A 15,534-nucleotide genomic window follows, 5' to 3' on the forward strand; every position below is an offset into this window, starting at 1 on the left:
GTCGCCTCAGTCGGTGAAGTACCAGAAGCGCGGCTCGATCTTCAGGTCCTCTTTCAACCGGAACACGCGCTTGTTCGCGAGGATCCAGCGGATCTCCGAGTTTGGATCCAGAAGATTTCCAAAGACACGCGCGCCCGTCGGGCACGCCTCGACGCAAGCCGGGAGCTGGCCTTTCCGAGTGCGGTGAATGCAGAAGTGGCATTTCTCCACGACGCCCGTCTTGCGCGCGCGGTTGCCGAGGTAGTGCTGATTCGTGTTCAGCTCGGCGACCGGCACTTCTGGCTCGCTCCAGTTGAACCGGCGCGCCCAGTAGGGGCACGCTGCCATGCAGTAGCGGCAGCCGATGCACCAGTCGTAGTCCACGACGGTGATGCCGTCCGGTTCCTGCCAGGTCGCGCCCACGGGACACACCTTCACGCACGGCGGGTCGGCGCACTGGAAGCACTGCGTGCCAATGTAGAAGTGGCCCTCCGCGGGCACCTCGTGCTGGAACGTCGCGTCGGCGTGATCGAAGTCGATCACCCCGTCTTCCATCTCGAAGATGCGGATGTACTCCGTGGCGGCGCGGCGGTCGAGGTTGTTCTCGTTGATGCAGGCCTCGACGCAGCTCCGGAATCCCTTGCACTTCGAGATGTTGAAGGCGTAGCCGAACACCACTCCGGGCTGGGCGCCGGTGGATTGAATGGTCACGTCCACACCGCGCTTCAATTCCGCCAGGCGCTCGAGCCGCGCGATCGTCTCGGCCCGCTCGGCGTCGGTCATCGTGCGATAGTTGCCTTTGATGTACTCGCGCCAGGCGAGCAGCTTGGCTTCCTTCGACTCCGGAGTCGCGGCGCTGACCGGCGCGCAGGCGGCCACGGCGCTGGTACCGGCTGCCGCTCCGCCGAGGAGGATGCTCAGCGCGCGCCGGCGGTCGACACGCTTTTGCAGCAGCGTCTGCCCGGCCGCGTCGCGCGGCACGTCGGTCGTCGGGTCGGAGGTCATTTGCCTGGGCCTCGGATTCGCTCTATGCGCGGAGCGCGGAAGGGGATGCGCGGCTCGAGCGCCGGCTGGTGCGGGTCGTGGCAGTCGGCGCAGCCCATCAGCACGCGGCGTCCCTGCCACCCGTCGAGCCGCTTGCCGTGCGCGCCGGCAGCCCACGACTCGGCCTGCGAGAAGTGACATTGCGCGCACAGCCGGTACGTGTGATCGAGAGTGGCGTGCTCGCCGCTCTTGAGCGCGAGCAGCTCGACGTTGTCCGCCGCGTGGCAGGTGGAGCACGTTCCGCCGGTCTGCCGCGGATGCACCGCCTCGATGTTCTGGTGCGCGTCGGCGACGCGGTCGTCGGCCAGCACGATCCGCCGTCCGAGATGACACGACGTGCACGGGTACTGGCCGAGATCGGCCGCGCGCGACCGGAGCGACGTCCGCCGCGTGATGCGGCCGAACCGGCGGGACATGGCCGACGCCGGATCGCCCGTGCGGAGCGCGACCTCGAACGGCCGATCGCCCGGCCCGTGCCAGAGATCCACGGGCGCGGCGGGCACCGTCCCGAGCGCGCCCGGCTGGACGGCCGTATCGACGCGCGCGGGGATTACCGAATCCGATTGCGCGCGAGCCACGTCGGAGACGGGCGTGCCCGGCGGCGTGCCCAGCTCGGCGCGCTCGTCCTCGGGGGTGCGCTCGCGCTCGCGGCAGGCGAAGCTCGTCCCGAGGAGCGCGACCCACATCACCACCGTGAGAACGCGGCCGTATCTCATGACGCGCCCCCGCGCGGGCCGCCGTCGGTGCGCGTCGGCCGCACGAATTCGGCCGTCGCGTCTTCGCTGGGGAGATGGCACTGCTTGCAATCGGCGCGCTCCGGATGGGTGGTCCGGATCTCAGCGACCGCGGCCGGCGCGGCGTGACACGAGAGACAGTTGCCACGGAACACCAGAGTGTGCGGAATCGGCGCCGGCCCGCTGCCGGCGGTGCGTTGCGCCACGCCCGGCCACGCGAGCGGTCTCCAGTCCACGGTAGACTCCGTCCAGCGACCGGCCTCAGGCGTGTGACACTGGCGGCAACGCGCGCTCGGATCCGTGGACGGGAGGGCGATCGCCATCAGCTCTCCGTCGCCCACGTGGCATTGCAGGCAGGCGCCCATCTCCGGGTGCGGGGTGATCGGCACGTACGCACCGAACCTCTGGGAGAAGCCGCCGCGCTCGTGACAGGTATTGCACCCGCCATTCTGGAATTCATCGGGGGTGAGCCCGTGCGGGATGCGCGGGGGTGCGCCCGGATACGCCCGCAGGTTGCGCCAGGTGGCGAGCGTGCGGGGATGCGCCGAGCGTCGCGGCTCCGCTCCGGGATCGATCGCCAGGACTCCGGCGTGGGTGCGAAACACGTCCGCTTCGCCCGGGATCGGCGGATCCCCCGCCGCGAACAGCGCCGGGCGAATCTCCGCCGGCTCCGCCGCCCGCTTCGCCGCGACGTCGCCGAACGCGACGACGATGGCCGCGATCGCAACCACCACCGACGCTATCAGGAAGAGCCGCGTGGGGATTCCCTGCAGCCGGTTGTCGCGCGGGTTCACGAGACATTCCTTCCGCCCAGCCGCTCGACGCGCACCGCGCAGATGGTGGTGTCCGGTTGCCCCGAGAGCGGGCAGAACGCATCCAGCATCAGCTGCCTTACCAGGACGCCCTCGTCGAACGACGGCGCGAAAAGCTGACCACGCGGAGGCCGCGAGCGGTAGTCGATGCGCGCCTCGATTTCTATCGCCCCGCGCCGACTCGCCAGCCTGACCATCTCCCGGTTCCGTATTCCGAGCCGGTTCGCGTCTTCCCGATTCATCTCGAGATACGCCCGCGGCACGGAGCGATGGAGCGTCGGGATCCGCTGCGTCATAGCACCGCCGCCGAAGTGCTCGAGCACCGCGCCCACTGTGAGCCAGAACGGGTACGCGCGGTCGGGCGATTCCGCCGGCGGCTCGTGCGGGCGCAGCCAGATCCAGGCCCGGTGGTCGGCGTGGCCGTAGAAGTCGAAGTCGCCGCGCGCGCGGTCCGCCGCCGGGTCGTGCGCCGTGTTGTACCGCCATTTCGTCTCGCGCCCAACGACGAGCGGCCAGATCACGCCGGGACGCGCGCGCAGCTCGGAGATCGAGGGAAGCGCGCTGCGGTCCTCGGTGTGGAACCGGCGGTACTCCTCCCATATCCTGGCGACGTGATCGCGCCGCTCCCAGGGAAAGAGCCGCGTGAGCCCCATCCGCCGGGCGACCTCGATCATCTGCCACGCGTCGCTCATCGCCTCGCCCGGCGGAGCGACGATCTGCTCGAAGTGCTGTGCCCGGCGCTCGACGTTGGCGAAGATCCCCTCGCGCTCCAGCCACATCGCCGCCGGAAGCACGACGTCCGCCGCGTCGCTCGTGGGCGTCGGATACGCCTCCGATACCACTAGAAAGCGGCCGTCCTTCGCGGCCGCGCGGCGGTACCGGCTCAGATTGGGCAGGCTCACCATGGGGTTGGTGGCCTGTATCCACAGGAAGCGAATGTCCCCCCGATCGAGCGCGCGGAACAGCGGCAGGGCGGTGCGCGTGGGGCGGGTGGCTATCGCGTCGGCGGGAATGCCCCAGATCGCGGCGGCCCGGCGGCGGTCGGCCGCGCTCGAGACCAGCCCGCCCGGAAGCGTGTGGGTCAGCGAGCCCGCGTCGTGTACGGCGTTCCCACCGCTCGGCTGGCCGTGGAGGCTCAGCGCGGCGTTCCCGGGCGACGCGACCTTGCCGACGAGGAGATGGATGTTGTACAGCACGTTGTTCAGCCAGGTGCCGCGGGAATGCCGGTTCGCCTCCTCGCCCCACACCGTCATCACCTTGCGCGCGCGGTCGCCGTACAGCGAGGCCAGCCAGCGGATATCGCCCGCGCTGAGGCCGGAGATCTGTTGGGCGCGCTCCGCGGTGTACGGAGCGAGAAACGACTCGTAGTCGCCCCAGTTCGCGGCGATCGCCTCGTCCGCGACCAGCGCGTCGTCGGTGAGCCCGTGGCCGATTCCTGTCTGGCCGCGCTTGAAGGCGACGTGCCGGTCGACGAACTCACGGTCGACCCATTTGCGCGCGACGATCTCGCGGGCTATCGCGTTGGCGAGCGCCAGCCCCGAGTGCGGCCTGTGCAGGAGCGAGCGGTCGGCGGCGTAGCTCGTCCGCGTCGTGCGGGTAGTGAGGTCCACGATTCGGACCGAGCGGTCGCGCCGCCTCCGGTCGAGCATGCGTGAAAAGAGGACCGGATCGGTTTCGGCGAGATTGATGTCCCAGAGGACGAAGACGTCGGCGTGTTCGACGTCCTCGTAGCAGCCGATCGCGCCGTCGAGACCGAAGCTCGTCTGGAGCCCGGCCATCGCGCTCGCCGCGTAAAGGCGGGAGCTCGATTCGACGTTGTTGGTGCCGATTCCGCCCTTGAACAGCTTGGACGCGACGTACGCGTCCGGAATTGTCCATTGCGCGGAGCCGTAGATCGCGACGCTGTCCTTGCCGTGGCGCTGAATGGTCTCACGCAGGCGCTGCGCCACGAGATCCAACGCCTCGCTCATAGGCGCTTCGGACAGCCCGGGCCCGCGACGGATCATGGCACGAGCAATGCGATCCCGCCCGTACAATGCCTGCACCGAGTAGTAGCCCTTCGCGCACGCCAGCCCCTTGCCGACCGCCGAGGCGGGGTTTCCCTTGACGGCCCCAGCGCGGCCGTTCTCGATCGCAATGAGGAGCCCGCAGCCGACGCCGCACATCCGGCAGGGCGCCTTGCGCCAGTCTATCGCAGACTCCGCGTCCTGTGAGTATCCGGCGGTCGCGGACAGCAGCGTGCCCGGCGCCAAAGCCGACCCGGCGGTGGCGGCCGAGACGGCGGCGATCCCCTTGAGGAACTCTCTCCGTTCGACACTTCTCATCGCGCGCCTTGGATTGAGGCCGGCGGCCGCGGCCGAACCGATTCCCGCGGCCGGTGCACGTGGCCCCATGGATAGCGCTTCGAGCAACCCGGCGGGAATCATCCAATGCCCGATATGCCCTGCCTGATCTCCCGACAGGTTCTCGGAAGTTCACCGACAGAGCTAAAGGGAATTCCTGACTTTCACGGTTCTTGCACGGTATCCATCTTTGAGTCGTTCTATGGGTAGTCCAACTGGAGTGCCTTCTCGGGGGTCTTGGTGATGAGTCACTTGGTGCGCAATCTTCGATCGACGCTCACGCGCATTCCCTCTGTTCCTTCGCTCGCCGCGGCTGTCATCGTCCTCGCGGCCGCCGGCTGCTCCGGCGACAACGTGGTCTTCCGCGACCGGGCGCCGTTCAATCCGCCGCCCGATGCCGCATCCGGCTTCCTCGGCTACTACGATGCCGACACGAAGCAGACGACGTGTGGCAACTGTCACTCCGGTTTCCAGGCGAGCTGGGTTACGACCGCGCACGCGAGTGCGCACGCCACGCTCGAGGCTTCTTCGGCGAAGCAGGATTTCTGCTACAGCTGCCACACGGTCACCGGCAAGGGGAACGTCGTTGGTGGAACCACCGCCGGATACGACAAGGTGAAGGTGGACACGTACAACGACGTTCAGTGCGAGAGCTGCCATGGCCCCGGCCTGCAGCACGTCGAAGGCGTGAGCCAGGGAACGCTCGTACGGCCGCTCGCGAAGCTGAGCATGACAGGCAGCGGCAACTGCGGCGACTGCCACTCCGGAGTACACCAGCCGTTCGCGGAGGAATGGAAGGAATCGCGACACGCCTTTGTCGACCCTTCGCGCGCATCCAGGGAAAGCTGCCTGGGCTGTCATGACGGACGCGGCGCGCTGGCGCGGTTCGGCGAAGACGGCAACTATGTGGAAAAGGATGTCGCAACAGCGTATCAGCCTACGACCTGCGCCGTCTGCCACGACCCGCACGGCTCGGCCAATACGAAGCAGCTGCGGTTTTCGATCAGCGCGGCGGATCCCGAGTTGAACCTCTGCATGCGCTGTCACCTGCGGGTCGCCGTGCCGGAGCTGACTGGTTACGCCGCAACGCGACCACACGCCCCGCAAGGCGCCATGCTGCTCGGCTTTGCCGGCTGGCGTCCCCCGGGGTTCCAGTACGACACGGCGCGGATCTTCGGGTCGCACGCTACGACCAAGAATCCGAGACTGTGCGCCGGCTGCCATGTCAACAGCTTCACCGTCACCGACAAGGCGACGGGAGCGTTCGCCTTCCAATCGACCGGTCACCTGATGCGCCCGGTTCCCTGTCTCGACGCGACCGGCAAGCCGACGGCCGACAAGACCTGCGCATATACCTCGACGGCCCGAACGTGGCAGAGCTGCACGGCCTCCGGATGTCACGGGAGCGCTGAGGTAGCCGCGAACATCTTCAATGACTCCCGCGCGCTTATGAAGTCCTTCACGGACCAGCTCTGGGCGGATCTGGACCACAGCCATTACCTCGAGGCCACCCCCAGGGACGCCGGCATGCTGGCAACGTTGAAGGCGACGCGCCCGGGCGAGTGGAGCAACACCGATAACATGACCACGCCGGCCGAAGGAGCCGAATTCAACGCCCGGTTGTGCGGCGAGTACGACCAGTCGAACAGCGACAACTCGAAAGGCGTGCACAATCCCTTCTTGTGTCGGGCCTTGCTCATCGCCACTATCAACTACGTACGATCGTACTACTCGCTGCCCGGGCCGTCCCTCGCCGAGCAGCGCAGCCTCAACCGGATCAATGACCCAGAATTTCTCCAGGCGGTGCAGCTTTCTCGCAGGACGCCGGGAAGGTAAGACGATCCTCTTTTTCAAATGATCGGCACTGAGCTCAGCGCCGCCGCGCGAGGTTTGTACTCGGCGGCGGCGCTTCAGCAAACGGAGGTCCCCCCGGCTGACTCGGTCCTGGTCGAGTCGCCGCTGCCGGGCGGCGTCGCGCAGGTCGTCCGGTTCCTCCTGAACACCGTCCCGCCATGGGTGCAGGTCGGCGGCGTGATTCTCGCCGCTGCGCTCGGGGCGGCGCTGGTCTGGTTTCTCTTCACCCGCCGCCGCCCTCTGCGCGACTGGCTCGGGTCACGCAGCCGCGGCGTGCAGCTGGCAGTCGCGGCGGCGGCTATTCTCGTTGTCGTGATCGCGGGCAGCGTGGGCGCCGCGACGTGGAACTACACGCAGCACTCGAACGACTTCTGCATCGGCTGTCATGTGATGAACCCGGCGTTCCAGCGGTTCTCCGCCGATGAGAACAAGCACGCGGAGCTGTCCTGTCACGACTGTCACGAGCAACCGATATCCGCCAGCCTCCGGCAGATATACGTGTGGATCAAGGAGCGGCCGGAGGATATCGGCGAGCACGCGAAGGTTCCGAACGACGTGTGCGCCACGTGCCACGTGACCGCGGACACCGCGCGGTGGCAGCACGTCGCGGCCACGGCCGGCCATCGCGTCCATCTCGAGTCGGATTCCACCGCGCTGAAGGACATGCAGTGCGTGACCTGCCATGGCGTCGAGGTGCACCGCTTCCGGCCGGTGAAGGAGACGTGCGGCCAGAGTGGGTGTCACGAGACGAAGGACACCGACATAGTGCTCGGCAAGATGGCCGACCAGACGGTGCGGCATTGCACGACCTGCCATCAATTCACGACCGACGTGCCCGCGCTCGCGACCACCGACTCGGCGCGCGGCACGCTCGTCCCGGGCAGGGCGCAGTGTCTCGGCTGCCACGAGATGCGGCGGCTGCTCGCGGATTTCGACGAGGATCGCGACCCGCACGGCGGGAAGTGCGGCACCTGTCACAACCCGCACGAGCAGAAAACGCCCGAGGCCGCCAGAGAGACGTGCGCCAGCGCGGGATGCCACTCGAACTGGCGCGACGAGCCATTTCACGTGGGCGCGAATCACCGGCAGGTCGCCGCGCAGTGTCTCACCTGCCACATACCGCATCGATCGAAAGTAGATGCCAGCAATTGCGAGGGTTGCCACCTGAGCGTGCGCCAGCGCAGCCAGCGGAGGCCGCCGCTGCCTTTCGACACTTCCGCCGCGCTGCGGCGCTCGGCCGCGCCGGTTTCGCCGCAACCACATGGCGGAGTCGTCAGCAGCGCGGTGGAGCAGCGCGTCTGGCCCGGGGGAACGGCGCCGCCACGCGCCGGGAAGACAGATCCGCCGTGGCCCCGCCGGATCTTGCGGCTCAGGTCGGAGAACCCCGCTCCGCCTGTGCCTCTGAGCGCGGCGGGGTCGCCCGCCGCGGCCGACGGCTTTCCGCATTCGAGGCACACGAAACTCGCGTGCCTCGTATGTCATGAGACCGGCTCCGGCCACGGCCGGCTGACCTTCACGCCTCCCCGCGGCTGCGCGATTTGCCATCACCAGGCACCGGAGCAGGCGCGCTGCGCTTCCTGCCACCGCACGGCGGAATACAGCGCTCCCAGGACCGTGAGCGTGACCGTCGCCGTGCCCGCGCACCAGCCGCGCGCGCGGCCGGTGGATTTCCTGCACTCACCCCATCGTTCAAGCGCGTGCGTCGACTGTCATACCACGCCCGTGACCCTCGCGCCGGGGCGCGACAAGGCGCAGTGCAAGGACTGCCACTCCGAGCACCACGCGGCCGGCCGCACCTGCGCTACCTGCCATTCGGCGGTGGACCCGGGGCCGTCGCATCAGACGCTGGAGATCGCCCATCAGCGCTGCGACGCGTGCCATACGGCGACGACGATCGCGCGGCTGACGCCGACGCGGAGCTTCTGCGGCACCTGTCACACGGAGCAGGCGCAGGACCATTACGTCCAGAAGGAATGCAGCGTCTGTCACTTCCTCGCTGAACCAGCCGCCTACCGTCCGAAGCTCAGCACGCGACCGGCGGGATGAGCGTGTCGCGCGCGCTGATCGCCGCGTGCGCGCTCGCGGTGTGGTCCGCCCCCGCGGTCGCGCAGGACTATCGCGTCCGGCTGGACGCGCGGGCGCAGGCCGTGTCCTTTCGCGGGCTCGTCGCCGACAGCATTCCCGCGGGCGACGCGGTGCCAAGCGCCAACGGGGGGCTCGAGACTCCTGACGGCTTCGCGGTACGGTGCGGCGGCGGCGCGTACTGCTATTTCTTCCGTCCCGGTCCCGAGCTGCGCGGCGTTCCCGCTACGATCTCGGCGAGTCTTGCGATGTGGGGTCTGGGCTTCGAAGGGCTCGCGCTGCACGCGACCGGCCGCGTCGTGGGAGATCTCGGCGGGGACGACGTCTGGCCCGGGACCGAGCCTTCCGTGCAGCTCATCGAGGGCTATCTCGATTATCGTCGCTCCAGCTACATTGCCCGGGCGGGGAGGCAGCTCCTCACGTCGCGGCTCGAGCCGATGGGATACGACGGTATCTGGCTCAACGCCCGCCTCGACAAGTACTCCGTCGAGCTCACCGGCTACGGCGGCTGGGGGCTCGGCCAGGCGGCGGTCGTAGCCGCGTCCAATCCTGCGCTCAACCCGCTCGACGAGTGGCGGCCGCGCGATCGACAGATCGTCGCGGGAGCGGAAGCCGCGTGGCTGTACCGCGGCGTGGACGTGCGCGCCGAATATCGGCGGGAGATCGATCCCGAGGACAATAACTTCGTGTCCGAGCGCAGCGGCGTGTCGTTCCATGGCCGCGCGCGATCGTTTCTGGCGACCGGTGGGCTCGACTACAACATCGCCGAGGGCCGCCTGGGAAACGCCGATCTGACGCTCACGTATCTGCGTCCGCGCTACTCGGTGTCGGCTGGAGCGCGGCGGTACCGGCCTTACTTCAGTCTGTGGACGCTGTGGGGCGCGTTCAGCCCGGTGCCATACTCGGCTGTGAACGCGTCCGCCGAGGTCCGTCCGACCGGATGGCTGTCGCTGCATGCTCGCGGCGAGCGATACCGGTACCAGGACGCGGAGGTCTCCACCGCGCTCGTCCCTGATCTCGAGGATCGCGGCTGGCGGATGACGTCGGGCGCGACAGCGACGCTGAATGCGCGCTGGATGCTCGATGCCAACTACGGTCTCGAGTACGGGCCGGGTGCTTCCGCGCGCTTCGCGGATGCGTCCGTGACATTCACCCCCGGCGCGGGCTTCTCGTTCGATGTGTACGGCGGCGCGCTGGCGCGTCCGCTCGAGCTGCGATATTACGACGCGACGAGCCGGTGGCTCGGCGCGCGCGCGGAATGGCAGAGTAGCGGCCGGCAGCGCGTGTGGGCGGATGTCGCGCGCGTCAGTGACGAGCGCGACAGACCCGACGCCGGAGCTTCCTCGCTCGCGCAGTTCCGGCTGCGTGGCGGCGTGAGCGTCGCGTTCGGATCGGGCGCCGACCGCACGCCGCTGCCTCGCGCGAGGCCGCTCGCGCGATGAGGCCGCTGAGCCGGAGATGGCTGGCCGCGCTGGCGCTCGCCGTGCTTGCCGGCGGCGCGCTCGTCGCCGCGCCTTTCGGCGATTCACAGCCGCAGGAGCGGTTCCCGCACACGAAGCACGCGAACCTCTTTCCGTTGTGCACAACATGTCACGCCGGCGTGGTCGAGCCGGGACAGGCCATGCTCCCCAATCCGGCTGGCTGCGCGTCGTGCCATGACGGTGTAGTCGAACAGCGAGTATCCTGGCAGCCGCCCGCCGGGCCGCGCGGCAGCAACGTGCGATTCACCCACGATGCGCATCACCGCGCGGTCACCGCGCGCGACCCGGCCGACAGCACGCTGATTCGAAACTGTTCCGAATGTCACACGCGGGAAGGGGAGCCGCGCATGGCCGTGCGGCACGCATCGTCCCGCCGGTGCCTGGCATGCCACGGACTTACCGAGCCGCATGTGGACAACCCTCCCGCCGCTTGCGCCAAGTGCCACGTGCCACTGACCGACGCGCCGGGCGTGACGGCCGCGGAGATCGCCGGCTTCCCCAAGCCACGCTCGCACGATGCGCCCGATTTCCGCCTGGGCGGGCACGGCAAGCTCGCGAAGGCGACGCAGGGCGGAGGCCGCGTAGGCATCGCGGCGAGCTGCGCCACCTGTCACGCGCGGAACCTGTGCATCTCCTGTCACGTCAACGCGGCCGAGTCGCCCGTGATCACGGCGCTGGAGCTGGACGACAGATCGCCGGTGTTCGCGTTGTTGCAGCCGGTTCCGGCCAGCCATTCGCGGCCGGATTTCCTTCGCACGCACGGGCGCGATGCGGAGCGGGGAACGGCGTCGTGCGCCACGTGCCACACCCGCGAGAGCTGCATGACCTGCCACGCGAGTGGCGCGCCCAGCGCGGTAGCGACGCTCCCAACCGCGGGGCCGAATCGCGCGGCCGGCGCGCAGCTCGTGCGCGAGCCGCCGCCAAGCCACACGCGGGATTTCAGGGAGAAGCACGGACCCGAAGCGAGCGCGCGGCCGCGCACGTGCCAGACGTGTCACGTTCGCTCGATGTGCCTCACCTGTCACCGTCCGGACGTCGGCCCGCAGGCGCGCTATCACCCGGCATCCTTCATCACCCGTCATCCCAGCGCGGCCTACTCACGCGCGGCCAGTTGCAGCGACTGCCACAACCCCGCGCAATTCTGCCAGAGCTGTCACCAGCAGGCTGGTGTAGTCGCGACGCGGCGAATCGGCGCGACCGGATATCACGACGCCTTCCGCGGCTTCACCTTCGGCCACGGCCAGGCCGCGCGACAGAGTCTCGAGTCGTGCGCCTCGTGTCACGCGGAGCGCGATTGCACCGCGTGCCATTCGGCCGTGGGCGGCGGCTTCCGCTTCAACCCGCACGGCCCCGGCTTCAACGCCGCCCGGATGCGGTCGAAGAACCCATCGCTGTGCATCGCGTGTCACGGTACCGCGATCCCGACCGCACGCTAGCTTCAACCCAACGGAGATTATTCGACCATGCTTGATTCACCTGTACGACGCTTCACGCTTCCGCTGTTCGCCGCCCTGCTCGTTCTCGGTTGTAGCGGCAAGGATGAAGCGCCGATGATTCCGCTCGACCAGGCGACGTCGCCTGGCCTTTCACCGCACGGGACCGTTCCCACCATCACCGGTGAAGCCAAGGTCGCGCTCGACAGCGGCAACACGCTGTACAGCGCGAAGTCCTACGCCCTCGCGCTCGCGCAGTATCGCCGCGCCGCGTCCCTGGCCCCCTCGGCGGAGGCGCCACTGTTTGGCATGCTCATGGTGGCCACCGTGACGAAAGACTCCCGGCTCGCGGACAGCGCTACCGCGCAGCTGCGCGCGCTGAATGGGTCCGCCGCGGGGGCAGGGGTAACGGACTCCGCGCTGGCGGACGTTCACGCCGGCGTTACGATGCCGCCTCCGTCGGGGGTGAAGCAGTAGGGAATGGCTGCCGGTGGGTCGGTCGTACCAGCCCTACTCGATCAAAACCCGGCGGACAGCAGGAACGTCTGCAACGTGTTGCCGCCACCGCCGGGATTCATCGGCTCTTGTCCCGCGGCATAAGCACTGCCGCTGAACTTGGTGAATGTCCAGTGCAAGCCGACATTCTGCGCGACCATCCAATTCACGCCGAAGGTGATTGCGTCGTCGCCGCTGTTCGCTGCAGCGCGGCCGGTGTCCGCGCTGCGATACGCGCCCAGCACCGTCAGGCGCGGATTCTTCCTGACGCCAAGCTCGGCCGTCACCGTCGAGGCAGAACGGTCTCTCGCCATCGAGTTGAACAGGTTCTGGTCTGCGCCCCGGGCGCTCGCGCCGGACTTGCCGTGAGTGAAATAAAGCCCGAGCGGCAATCCCCTCACCGCGCCTTGGGCCTGAGCATCAACCGCGAAGGCACTGGTTGCGAAATTGTCCACTCCAGTTCCAGCCTCATTGGCCGTCGCCGCGGAACCGCTCCACGATTGAATTCCGATGCCCAGATCCCAGTTGCCCACGGTCGGAGTGAATGCCGCGCGCAGATACAGCGCGGTGGGCGCGCCGTTTGCCACCCCTTCGGCGAAGGCGAAATGGTTGGGTGACCAAGTGGTCACGTTGACGAACCACTTAGGGTCGACGAGCACGAAGGCGACGCCCTCGGCCGCCGTCGCGGTGCCGATGTACTGCTGCGCCGAAACCGCGGTGCGATTCTCGTTGACGCGGACGTTGCGCACAGCGCCGGTGTTGAGCAGCTCGAAGCCGTAGGCGACGCCCAGTGCATCGGTGCTGAAGGGAATGACATTGGCCCGGATGCTGCTACCCAACCTGAAGGTGAAGGGCAGCTTGAAGGCGGCAACAAAAGGCGCCGAGCCGTTGGCCAGCTGGCCTTCGACCACGAAGCCGGCATGTTCGCTCACGCGCCCGCCCAGCAGCAGCGCGAACTCGTCAGGGAACTGGAGCTCGCCCGCGTTGGTCGTGCGTTCTCCAGGAGCGTCGGTACCGTTGGTTTTCTGGTAGAGGATCTTCAGGAAGATGCTGGCGTTCAGAGCCGACGGCAGCGACAGTCGCTCACCGTTGACCGTCTCCTGGGGGCCCATCTTGGTAAAGCCCGCCGCTTTGAATCCCCGGCCAAACGGGGTGAGTGCGGGATACTTCTGGAAGTGGCACGAGGAGCAAGCCAGACCGGTCTGGCGCGAGAATGCGGGAAACGCGTACCCGGTGGTGGGTCTTTGCCCGAAGGCCTGATGCATGTCGGCGGGCGCGGCCGCGCGCGCAGCGGGGATGATCGCAAGGCCCGCCGCGACCACAGCGCGAATCCATTGGCGACCGGAGATGTCGCAAAGACAGTGCGCCTGCATGTGTCAATCCTCCCGGAAGGGCGGGCCGCCAAACGGAAATTACGGGAAGCGTCCCGGTGGCGCTGAGCGGTGGTGGGGATCCGGCACCCTGATCGCCGTCGCCGTGCCGCGGTGGACGCGGCAGGCCGAGACCCAGGATAAACCGGCTGCGGATAACGAGAACGGGCTCCCGATGTGTCGGGAGCCGGCTCTGTTAACGACCGCGTACCGCGTAATACGGGGTAACACCGGTGGAACTAGCCCGGCGCCCGAGCCCCCGGCAGCGTGCGCACATACTGCACGACCGCCGCCATCTCTTCCTCCGTCAGGACGTCACTCCAGGACTTCATGTCCTTGCCCTTCCCGTTGCGCAGTACCACGAGGATGGAGTCGTCGGACAGGCCGGCGAGGAACGCCGAATCGTTGAGCACCTTGATGGTCGGGTACTTCCTTCTGGTCTCCGCGGACGGCTCGCCGGCGGCGCCGTGACACGTCCGGCAGTTTCTCCGGTAGAGCATCTGCCCATCCTCGTCCAGCGTGAGTATGGGCATGAGCGCCGCGTCGAACGAGGCCACCGCGCGCGCCGGGGTTCGCGCCGCCCCGATCAGGACGGCGCCTCCCAGGACGCAGAACGAGAGAATACGCCTTCGCATAAGTCCTTCCTGTCTGCTGAATTGGTTGTCGACTGGTCCTCGGGCCCCCGCCGGCTAGAAGTTGAGCATGACCTCCAGCGCGAAACCGGTCTTCTTCAGCGCGCCCGGCGGGCGCGGAATGTCGAGCGTGTACTCGGCGCCGAGCCGCAGGTACTCGGGCAGGCTTACCGGCAGCACGCTCCCGAGGACGAATCGCTCGTTGCCCTGGTCCGCGACATCCTTGTTCGTATCGAGGAACTCGTAGCGCCCGAACAGCGTCAGTGAGTTCGGGAACGTATATCCGCCGTACACCCAGTAGGCCGATCCGGTCATCGACGACGAAGGGGAGACGCTGACGGGGAGATCTCTGTCTCTGCTGTAGACGTAGCCGCCGAGCAGCTCGACGGTCTTGAAGATCTTGTTGGCCGTGAGCGCCAGCCGCGTGTAGTGCGCCGTGCCGGTTACATCGGGGTCGAGATCCGCGACCGCGCCGGAGTAGACCGCCGCGCCGATCCCGGAGCCCGCATCGTCATAGACGAACTGCTCGATCACCGCGAAATCCTTCGTCGAGGGGGAAGCGCCCTCCATTCCGTTCCCCTCCGGGTTGACGCCATTCAGCACCTCGAACGACAGCCGGTTCTTGCCAAGCACGAAGAATGTCTCCACGCCCAGCTGATCCCTCGACAACCGGAACGGAACCGCCTTCGTGGTGGCGTTCCCGACGGGCGTCGGCCTGTTGATCCCGGTCGGGCGGTCGAATCCGGCCACGCCGCCGCTGATCAGCCAGTGCATCTGCCCAACGCGAGCGCCCCAGTACCTCGACTCGCGTCCCCAGACGCCCTGCATGGCCGCCATGACACCGGTCTCATCCGCTTCATGCTCCACCTCGACGAAGACGCCGTAGTTCTTGCCCAGCGACCCGGCGGCAAAGAGGGTTGCGTCGACGAACCGGAACGCGTTGGTCGAGGCCGACTCTGTCTCGGTCTTTGCGTACACGTACCGGAAACGGAAACGGGTCGCCAGGTATTGGGAGACGTTTCTCACTTCCTGGTTTTCTCCGATTTCTTCGGGCATCCGGAACCCGGCCCATTTGAACGCGAACCCTTTCGCGTTAAGCCGCGGCACGGCCGGCGAATGGCAGCCGGAGCAGTTCATGTTGTACTTCCGGGCAAACGCGGGGATGGCTTGAGCCTCCTTCGGCACGAGACCCACCGCTCCTACGACCAACGCCGCCAACAGCATGATCTTGGCTCGCATCGACGCCTCCTGACGTCAGAGAATTCCTTCTTGCTAC

The 15,534-nt window shown here is 67.9% G+C and carries 12 protein-coding genes; 5 read left to right on the forward strand and 7 right to left on the reverse strand.

The genetic code is table 11. The features are described from left to right. Positions 1-6: 6 nt before the first annotated feature. Genes WEA80_09665 through WEA80_09680 form a run of 4 tightly spaced genes read right to left on the reverse strand, consistent with a single transcriptional unit; the run spans position 7 to position 4,893 of the window. Positions 7-984: a 4Fe-4S dicluster domain-containing protein gene (locus WEA80_09665; protein ID MEX1186843.1), complete on the reverse strand. Its 978-nt coding sequence runs from the start codon at positions 982-984 to the stop codon at positions 7-9. Then, on the reverse strand, positions 981-1,739 hold the full coding sequence (locus tag WEA80_09670) for a hypothetical protein (protein ID MEX1186844.1): 759 nt from the start codon (positions 1,737-1,739) through the stop codon (positions 981-983). Before WEA80_09670 ends, WEA80_09665 begins: the two co-directional genes overlap by 4 nt. Beyond that, positions 1,736-2,551, reverse strand: a complete 816-nt coding sequence (locus tag WEA80_09675) for a hypothetical protein (GenBank protein MEX1186845.1) — start codon at positions 2,549-2,551, stop codon at positions 1,736-1,738. The genes WEA80_09670 and WEA80_09675 overlap by 4 nt, the downstream gene beginning before the upstream one ends. Next, the gene (locus WEA80_09680) at positions 2,548-4,893 is read right to left on the reverse strand and encodes a molybdopterin-dependent oxidoreductase (GenBank protein ID MEX1186846.1); all 2,346 of its coding nucleotides are present in this window, start codon (positions 4,891-4,893) and stop codon (positions 2,548-2,550) included. Before WEA80_09680 ends, WEA80_09675 begins: the two co-directional genes overlap by 4 nt. A gap of 261 nt (positions 4,894-5,154) precedes the next feature. Here WEA80_09680 and WEA80_09685 point away from each other — a divergent pair, with 261 nt between their 5' ends. The 5 genes from WEA80_09685 to WEA80_09705 are packed head-to-tail and all read left to right on the forward strand — an operon-like array spanning position 5,155 to position 12,238. Beyond that, a complete protein-coding gene (locus WEA80_09685; protein ID MEX1186847.1) occupies positions 5,155-6,747 on the forward strand; it encodes a cytochrome c3 family protein in 1,593 nt (530 codons plus the stop codon). An 18-nt stretch (positions 6,748-6,765) separates the two neighbouring features. After that, a complete protein-coding gene (locus WEA80_09690) occupies positions 6,766-8,811 on the forward strand; it encodes a hypothetical protein (GenBank protein ID MEX1186848.1) in 2,046 nt (681 codons plus the stop codon). Then, on the forward strand, positions 8,808-10,289 hold the full coding sequence (locus tag WEA80_09695) for a hypothetical protein (GenBank protein ID MEX1186849.1): 1,482 nt from the start codon (positions 8,808-8,810) through the stop codon (positions 10,287-10,289). The genes WEA80_09690 and WEA80_09695 overlap by 4 nt, the downstream gene beginning before the upstream one ends. Beyond that, entirely contained in the window at positions 10,286-11,764 is a 1,479-nt protein-coding gene (locus WEA80_09700; GenBank protein ID MEX1186850.1) for a cytochrome c3 family protein, read from the forward strand. The genes WEA80_09695 and WEA80_09700 overlap by 4 nt, the downstream gene beginning before the upstream one ends. Positions 11,765-11,791: 27 nt before the next feature. Then, positions 11,792-12,238 (forward strand): hypothetical protein, encoded by a 447-nt coding sequence (locus WEA80_09705; GenBank protein MEX1186851.1) that lies wholly within the window; start codon positions 11,792-11,794, stop codon positions 12,236-12,238. A 41-nt stretch (positions 12,239-12,279) separates the two neighbouring features. On the opposite strand, the gene WEA80_09710 is transcribed toward WEA80_09705, so the two are convergent. From WEA80_09710 to WEA80_09720, 3 genes are all read right to left on the reverse strand, one after another. Then, complete coding sequence (locus WEA80_09710) at positions 12,280-13,629, reverse strand: hypothetical protein (GenBank protein ID MEX1186852.1); 1,350 nt, start codon at positions 13,627-13,629, stop codon at positions 12,280-12,282. Between the two features lie 236 nt (positions 13,630-13,865). Further along, positions 13,866-14,261 carry a cytochrome c gene (locus tag WEA80_09715; protein MEX1186853.1) on the reverse strand — a complete coding sequence of 132 codons (396 nt, stop codon included), beginning with the start codon at positions 14,259-14,261 and terminating at the stop codon, positions 13,866-13,868. 54 nt (positions 14,262-14,315) lie between these two features. Continuing rightward, complete coding sequence (locus tag WEA80_09720) at positions 14,316-15,497, reverse strand: hypothetical protein (GenBank protein MEX1186854.1); 1,182 nt, start codon at positions 15,495-15,497, stop codon at positions 14,316-14,318. Between the last annotated feature and the right edge of the window lie 37 nt (positions 15,498-15,534).

The sequence above is a fragment of the Gemmatimonadaceae bacterium genome (assembly GCA_040882285.1).
In the GTDB taxonomy this organism is placed as follows: domain Bacteria; phylum Gemmatimonadota; class Gemmatimonadetes; order Gemmatimonadales; family Gemmatimonadaceae; genus JACDCY01.

Bases quoted from the DNA above. Each gene is read 5' to 3' on its own strand.
- WEA80_09665 (MEX1186843.1), bottom strand. From the start codon at position 984: ATGACCTCCGACCCGACGACCGACGTGCCGCGCGACGCGGCCGGGCAG.
- WEA80_09710 (MEX1186852.1), bottom strand. From the start codon at position 13,629: ATGCAGGCGCACTGTCTTTGCGACATCTCCGGTCGCCAATGGATTCGC.
- WEA80_09720 (MEX1186854.1), bottom strand. From the start codon at position 15,497: ATGCGAGCCAAGATCATGCTGTTGGCGGCGTTGGTCGTAGGAGCGGTG.
- WEA80_09690 (MEX1186848.1), top strand. From the start codon at position 6,766: ATGATCGGCACTGAGCTCAGCGCCGCCGCGCGAGGTTTGTACTCGGCG.
- WEA80_09705 (MEX1186851.1), top strand. From the start codon at position 11,792: ATGCTTGATTCACCTGTACGACGCTTCACGCTTCCGCTGTTCGCCGCC.
- WEA80_09695 (MEX1186849.1), top strand. From the start codon at position 8,808: ATGAGCGTGTCGCGCGCGCTGATCGCCGCGTGCGCGCTCGCGGTGTGG.
- WEA80_09715 (MEX1186853.1), bottom strand. From the start codon at position 14,261: ATGCGAAGGCGTATTCTCTCGTTCTGCGTCCTGGGAGGCGCCGTCCTG.
- WEA80_09685 (MEX1186847.1), top strand. From the start codon at position 5,155: ATGAGTCACTTGGTGCGCAATCTTCGATCGACGCTCACGCGCATTCCC.
- WEA80_09680 (MEX1186846.1), bottom strand. From the start codon at position 4,893: ATGAGAAGTGTCGAACGGAGAGAGTTCCTCAAGGGGATCGCCGCCGTC.
- WEA80_09670 (MEX1186844.1), bottom strand. From the start codon at position 1,739: ATGAGATACGGCCGCGTTCTCACGGTGGTGATGTGGGTCGCGCTCCTC.
- WEA80_09700 (MEX1186850.1), top strand. From the start codon at position 10,286: ATGAGGCCGCTGAGCCGGAGATGGCTGGCCGCGCTGGCGCTCGCCGTG.